Source organism: Streptomyces sp. SID11385, assembly GCF_010548245.1.
Classification (GTDB): domain Bacteria; phylum Actinomycetota; class Actinomycetes; order Streptomycetales; family Streptomycetaceae; genus Streptomyces.
In genome coordinates this window covers 1-5641 of record NZ_JAAGLR010000644.1, presented here as the reverse complement: position 1 = coordinate 5641, position 5641 = coordinate 1, and the positions used below count along the sequence as shown (strand labels likewise).

The following is a 5641-nucleotide window of genomic DNA, read 5'->3' as shown; positions in this document are numbered from 1 at the left end:
CGCCGCGCGTACGCGCGGCTGCACTCGGGCACGCTCGCGGTGCGCGAGCGGGTGCCGTACGGGGCGGAGGGGAAGAGCGCCGTCCTGACCGGGCTCGACGTCTTCGCCGACGGCGGCCCCGCACCGGCGCGTACGGCGCGCGCCGGGCAGATCGCGCTCGTGCGCGGGCTCCCGGGCCTCCGCATCGGCGACCACCTCGGCACCGGTACCGGTGGCGGGACGGACGAGGCGGGGACGGCCGACGCGGGGACGGCCTTCGCCCCGCCGAGCCTGAGCAGCGTCGTCGTGCCCGCCGGCCGCCGCGACGCGCTCGCGCTGTGGCCCGCGCTCGGCGAGCTGGCCGAGCAGGACCCGCTCATTGGCCTGCGCCGCGACCCGGCGCGCGAGGAGATCTCCGTCTCGCTCTACGGCGAGGTGCAGAAGGAGGTCATCGCGACGACGCTCCTGGAGGAGTACGGGGTACGGGCCGGGTTCAGGGCGAGCCGCCCGCTGTGCGTGGAGCGCGTGCGCGGCGAGGGGGCCGCCGTCGAGGTCGGCGAGCAGGACGGCAATCCCTTCCTCGCCACGATCGGGCTGCGGGTACGCGCCGGGGTGCCCGGCTCGGGCACCGTCTTCCGGCTCGGCATCGAGCTGGGCTCGCTGCCCCCCGCGTTCCTCAAGGCGATCGAGGAGACGGTGGGCACGGTGCTCGGCGAGGGGCTGCGCGGCTGGCCGGTCGTGGACTGCGAGGTGACGCTCTTCCGCTCCGGCTACTGGCCGCGCCAGAGCCACAGCCACGCGGTCTTCGACAAGTCGATGTCGTCCACGGCGGGCGACTTCCGGCTCCTGACGCCGCTCGTCCTCATGACGGCGCTGCGCGCGGCCGGCACGGTCGTCGAGGAGCCCGTGCACCGCTTCCGCCTGGAGGTGCCCGCCGAGGCGTACGGGGCGGTGCTGCCCCTGCTGGGCCGGCTCGGCGCTGTGCCGGGCGCCCCGCACGCCGCGGGCGGCACGTACACCGTCGAGGGCGAGATCCCGGCGGAGCACGTGCACGAGCTGGGACGGCTCCTGCCGGGCCCGAGCCGGGGCGAGGGCGTCCTGGAGACGGAGTTCGCCACGTACCGCCCCGTACGCGGCGAGGTCCCCGAGCGCTCCCGCACGGACGCCGACCCGCTGCACCGGGAGGAGTACCTGCTGCGGGTCGTGCGCGGGGTGCCGGTGGACGGCCGGCGCTGAAGCGGCGGCCGACCGCGGAAACGGCCCGTACGGGTGCTCCGGGTGGGGTCCCGGGCACCCGTTCGGGCTTGTTAGTCTTGGCGTCGACGAAGGGGAGTAGTCCCGCGATACCGGTATGTCGACATACTGGCCGCGCGTGCGCCGGGAGGCGGACGCGGGCCCGGCGACCGGGCTGCCCGGCACGCCGGGCGGTGGACGAGACCTTCGGCCAGGCAGGACCGTGCCCGCGACCCCGTGGGCGCGTTCGTCGTGCCGTGGCCGAGTGGTCCTTCCCGCCGGGCGGCGCACGGATCGCGGCCGCGGCCCCGTTCACGAAAGACCGGCACCGCTTCGATGTCTCTCGATCCGCTCGCCATCGTCACGGCCTTCGGCCTCATCTTCCTCGCCGAGCTTCCCGACAAGACCATGTTCGCCTCGCTGGCGATGGGGACCCGGATGCGGCCCCTCTACGTGTGGCTCGGCACCTCCAGCGCCTTCCTCGTGCACGTCGTGATCGCGTGCGCGGCGGGAAGCCTCATCGGGCTGCTGCCCACCTGGATCGTCTCGCTCGTCTCGGCGCTGCTCTTCGGCTTCGGCGCCGTGCTCCTCTTCCGCGCCGACGCGGGGGACGACGAGGCCGAGGACGCGGCGGCCAGCCGCAAGGTCACCGGGTTCTGGCCCGTGTGGACGACCGCGTTCATGGCGGTCTTCATCAGCGAATGGGGCGACCTGACGCAGATCACGACGGCGAACCTCGCCGCCTCGCGCGGCACGCTCTCGGTCGCGATCGGCTCCTGGGCGGCGCTCATGAGCGTCTCGGCGCTCGCGCTGCTCGCCGGGCGGTTCATCGCCAAGCGCGTGCCGCTGAAGACGGTGCAGCGGGTCGGCGGGGTCTGCATGGCGGGTCTGGCGATCTGGTCGCTCGTGGAGATCTTCACGGGGTGACGCCCGGCGCCCCGGCCGGAGCGCCCGTCCGCGAACGGACGGGGCTCAGGCCGGGGTCAGCCGGAGCTGGATCTCCTTCTCCTGGTCCCCCGAGGCCGAGCCGAGCACCTCGACGGCGTAGACCTCGTCGAGGGCTTCCTGGAGGTCGGTGACCGCGTGGTAGCCGCCCTGCGCGGTGAGGTCGAGCGCGGCGTCGATGCGCACCGGCGAGGTGCGGCCCCTCCGGTCGGAGGTGTCGAAGGTGGCGCTCCAGACCGTGGGGCGCTCCCCCGGTGTCTCGCTCGGGGTGTCGCTCGCCGCGCGGTCGGTGCCGAAGGCTCCCGCGAGGGCGGTGAGGACGGCGTCGGCATCGCGTGCCGAGCAGCCCTCCAGCTCCACGACGACCTGTGCGGACTGATCCTGCTCCATGGTGGTTCTCCTCCCGTCGTGAGGGCGTGACGGTGGCCGTGTCCCGCTTCTTCTCAGCGTGCGCCGCCGGGCGCCGCCGCGCGACCGGGGCCGTCAGCCACTGGGCTCCTGCGGGGCCGGCCCGCTCCCGTGGGCGTCCCCGGTGTGGGGGCGCCCCTCCCGTCCCGTCCCGCCCTCGTCGGTGTCGGGCACTTCGCCGCTGCCGTCGCGCGCCGGGGGCGGGGCCACCTCCAGCGGGTCCTCGCCGGGGCTGCGCTGCTGGTCGGGCAGGTCTCTGGGCACGAGGGGCCGGCCGTGCTCCCCGGGGGCCTTCGGCGGTTGCTCACCCATGCGCTTCTCCTCAGTCCAGTCCTCGTACGACGTTTCCCGCGGGCCACTCGGGGTCGGGCGGCGTGGGGGCCTGCGCCTCCTCGCCGCCCACCTGGGGCCGGCCGGACAGGTGGGTGCGGACCTCGCCCTCGGGCGGCGGGGGCGGGGTGGGTATCGGGGTGGGGTGCGCTGCGCTGTCGTGCACGGCGGCTCTCCTCTCGCTTCGCGTCCGGTGGGGACGGCCTTCGAGTACCCGCGGGAAGGGCGGTCATACGGAGCGGGGGCACAGGAGCGGCGGTCATACGGAGGGGGCCGTCGCACGAGGCGGGGGGGAAGCGGACGCCGCCTGACCGGCGCGAAAGAAGTGCGGCCCCGCCGTGCCCTCGGGGGAAGAAGGGCGGCGGGGCCGCTGGCAGCTCGGGGACCCGGGGGGGGGAGGGCCGGTCCGAGCTTGCGTCGAGGTCCTTGTGCCCCGCCCATCCTCGCACAATCCTGTGACGCGGGTCACATTTCGGTTGCGGAGCCGTTCCGGGGCCCGCCGAGGAGCCCGGTCCCCGCGCGGCGGAGCACGTGCGCGACGGCGTCGGCGGTGGTGGGGCGCCCGGTGAGGACGCGCAGCGCGTCGGCCGTCTCTTCGAGGCGGCGGCGTTCGCGCAGGTCCGCGGGGGCGCGACGGACGCGGTGCTCCTGGCGGCGGTAGCGGCGGAGGAGGCCGTCGAGCAGCACGTCGTGGGGCAGGGTCATGGGCGGGGCACTCCGGCGAGGGGGCCGCCGCGACGTACGGCGGGGGCCCGGGGACGTACTCCCCGGGGCGGATACGGGCTGTGGCGCGGCCCGGCGACCGGCACCGCCGGTCATCCTCTCCCCCGCCGCGCCCGCCCGCATCCGCCCGTCCGGGGGCAGGACGCCGGTGTCGCCTCCGGCGTCCTGCCCCCCTCCCGGGGCGGTCCGGGCGCGCGGTCAGGCGTGCGCCCGGTCCGTCCCGGAGCCTGCGTGGGCGCGGCTCAGCGCCGCAGCCACACCGCCGTGTCCGTCGGGAGCAGGCCGCCCTCGTCGAGGGGGCCGCTCGCGAGCAGGACGCTCTCGTGCGCGGGCAGCGCGGCGGGCTCGGCGCCCAGGTTGACGAGACACAGGAGCCCGCCGGGGCGCGCGAAGGCGAGCACACCCGGTGTCTCGGACAGCCACTCGATCGGCCCGTCGCCGAAGCCCGCCTCGGTGGCGCGCACGCGGATCGCCGCGCGGTAGAGGGAGAGCATCGAGCCGGGGTCGGCGGCCTGGACGTCGGCGGCGTAGGCCGACCAGCCCTCGGGCTGCGGGAGCCACGGCTCGGTGGTGGAGCCAAAGCCGCTGTAGGGGGCGTCGGCGGTCCACGGGAGCGGGACGCGGCAGCCGTCGCGGCCGGGGTCGACGCCCTCGGAGCGGAAGTACATCGGGTCCTCGACGCGGTCGAGGGGGATGTCCGCCTCGGGCAGGCCCAGTTCCTCGCCCTGGTAGACGTAGACCGAGCCGGGCAGCGCGAGCGAGAGCAGGGCGGCGGCGCGGGCCCTGCGGGTGCCGAGCGCGAGGTCGCTCGGGACGCCGAAGCGCTTGCGCTCGAAGGCGAAGCCGGTGTCCTCGGCGCGGCCGTAGCGGGTCACGGTGCGGGTCACGTCGTGGTTGCAGAGCACCCAGGTCGCGGGGGCGCCGACCGGGGCGTGCTCGGCGAGGGTGCTGTCGATGGCGTCGCGGAGCTGGTCGCGGTCCCAGGGACAGCTCATGAAGTTGAAGTTGAAGGCGGTGTGGAGTTCGTCGGGGCGCAGGTAGCGCGCGAAGCGCTCGGCGTCCGGCATCCACACCTCGCCGACGAAGACGCCGCCGTACTCGTCGGCGACGCGGCGCCAGGAGCGGTAGATGTCGTGCAGTTCGTCGCGGTCGATGTACGGGTTGGGGTCGACGCCCTCGACGTAGTCGGGCAGCGCCGGGTCCTTCGCGACGAGGGCCGCCGAGTCGATCCGTACGCCCGCGACGCCGCGCTCGAACCAGAAGCGCAGGACGTCCTCGTGCTCCTTGCGGACGTCGGGGTGGTCCCAGTTGAGGTCGGGCTGCTGCGGCGTGAAGAGGTGGAGGTACCACTCGCCGTCCTCGACCCGGGTCCAGGTGTCCCCGGAGAACTGCGAGGGCCAGTCGTTGGGCGGCAGTTCGCCGTGCTCGCCGCGTCCCGCCCGGAAGTGGAAGCGCTCCCGCTCCGGGCTGCCGGGGCCCGCCTTGAGCGCGGCCCGGAACCAGGCGTGCTGGTCGGAGACGTGGTTGGGGACGATGTCGACGATGGTGCGGATGCCGAGCGTGCGGGCCTCGTCGATGAGTTTCTCGGCCTCGGCGAGGGTGCCGAAGGCCGGGTCGATCGTCCGGTAGTCGGCGACGTCGTACCCGCCGTCGGCGAGCGGCGAGAGGTACCAGGGGGTGAACCAGATCGCGTCGACACCGAGTTCGGCGAGGTACGGCAGCTTGGCGCGGACACCCGCCAGGTCGCCCGTGCCGTCGCCGTTGCCGTCCGCGAAGCTGCGCGGATAGACCTGGTAGATGACGGCGGAACGCCACCAGTCGGGCCCTGCGGGCTCCCGGGAGCTGCCTTCCATCGTTGTATGTCCTTTCGGGCGCCGGCGGGTCGTGCCCGCGGCACCGTGACGTGAGGCGGTGTCATTCCCTGGCCGGGCCGGCGGCGTGGGTACGGCGCCGGGCCGGACGGCGTGGGCTGCGCGCCACCGCCCCCGCAGCGGGGTCGGATCAGGGGGCGGCGGCGCGCAGG

6 protein-coding genes and 1 pseudogene are annotated in these 5641 nt (G+C 75.2%); 2 read left to right on the top strand and 5 right to left on the bottom strand.

The features are described from left to right. Positions 1-1215 (top strand): annotated as a pseudogene (locus tag G3I42_RS19540) (TetM/TetW/TetO/TetS family tetracycline resistance ribosomal protection protein); the annotation flags it as partial. Between the two features lie 333 nt (positions 1216-1548). Further along, complete coding sequence (locus G3I42_RS19535; protein ID WP_164287676.1) at positions 1549-2139, top strand: TMEM165/GDT1 family protein; 591 nt, start codon at positions 1549-1551, stop codon at positions 2137-2139. A 45-nt stretch (positions 2140-2184) separates the two neighbouring features. Here the strand turns inward: G3I42_RS19535 and G3I42_RS19530 are convergent, their stop codons facing one another. From G3I42_RS19530 to G3I42_RS19510, 5 genes are all read right to left on the bottom strand, one after another. Further along, the gene (locus G3I42_RS19530; RefSeq protein WP_164287674.1) at positions 2185-2547 is read right to left on the bottom strand and encodes a hypothetical protein; all 363 of its coding nucleotides are present in this window, start codon (positions 2545-2547) and stop codon (positions 2185-2187) included. A gap of 93 nt (positions 2548-2640) precedes the next feature. Beyond that, positions 2641-2877 carry a hypothetical protein gene (locus tag G3I42_RS19525; RefSeq protein WP_164287672.1) on the bottom strand — a complete coding sequence of 79 codons (237 nt, stop codon included), beginning with the start codon at positions 2875-2877 and terminating at the stop codon, positions 2641-2643. Between the two features lie 10 nt (positions 2878-2887). Continuing rightward, entirely contained in the window at positions 2888-3061 is a 174-nt protein-coding gene (locus G3I42_RS19520; RefSeq protein WP_164287670.1) for a hypothetical protein, read from the bottom strand. 299 nt (positions 3062-3360) lie between these two features. Continuing rightward, complete coding sequence (locus G3I42_RS19515; RefSeq protein ID WP_164287668.1) at positions 3361-3600, bottom strand: DUF5133 domain-containing protein; 240 nt, start codon at positions 3598-3600, stop codon at positions 3361-3363. A gap of 260 nt (positions 3601-3860) precedes the next feature. Further along, positions 3861-5471: a glycoside hydrolase family 13 protein gene (locus tag G3I42_RS19510; RefSeq protein ID WP_164287666.1), complete on the bottom strand. Its 1611-nt coding sequence runs from the start codon at positions 5469-5471 to the stop codon at positions 3861-3863. Between the last annotated feature and the right edge of the window lie 170 nt (positions 5472-5641).

Coding starts and splice junctions, on each gene's coding strand:
- G3I42_RS19535 (WP_164287676.1), top strand. CDS start 1,549: ATGTCTCTCGATCCGCTCGCCATCGTCACGGCCTTCGGCCTCATCTTC.
- G3I42_RS19530 (WP_164287674.1), bottom strand. CDS start 2,547: ATGGAGCAGGATCAGTCCGCACAGGTCGTCGTGGAGCTGGAGGGCTGC.
- G3I42_RS19525 (WP_164287672.1), bottom strand. CDS start 2,877: ATGGGTGAGCAACCGCCGAAGGCCCCCGGGGAGCACGGCCGGCCCCTC.
- G3I42_RS19515 (WP_164287668.1), bottom strand. CDS start 3,600: ATGACCCTGCCCCACGACGTGCTGCTCGACGGCCTCCTCCGCCGCTAC.
- G3I42_RS19510 (WP_164287666.1), bottom strand. CDS start 5,471: ATGGAAGGCAGCTCCCGGGAGCCCGCAGGGCCCGACTGGTGGCGTTCC.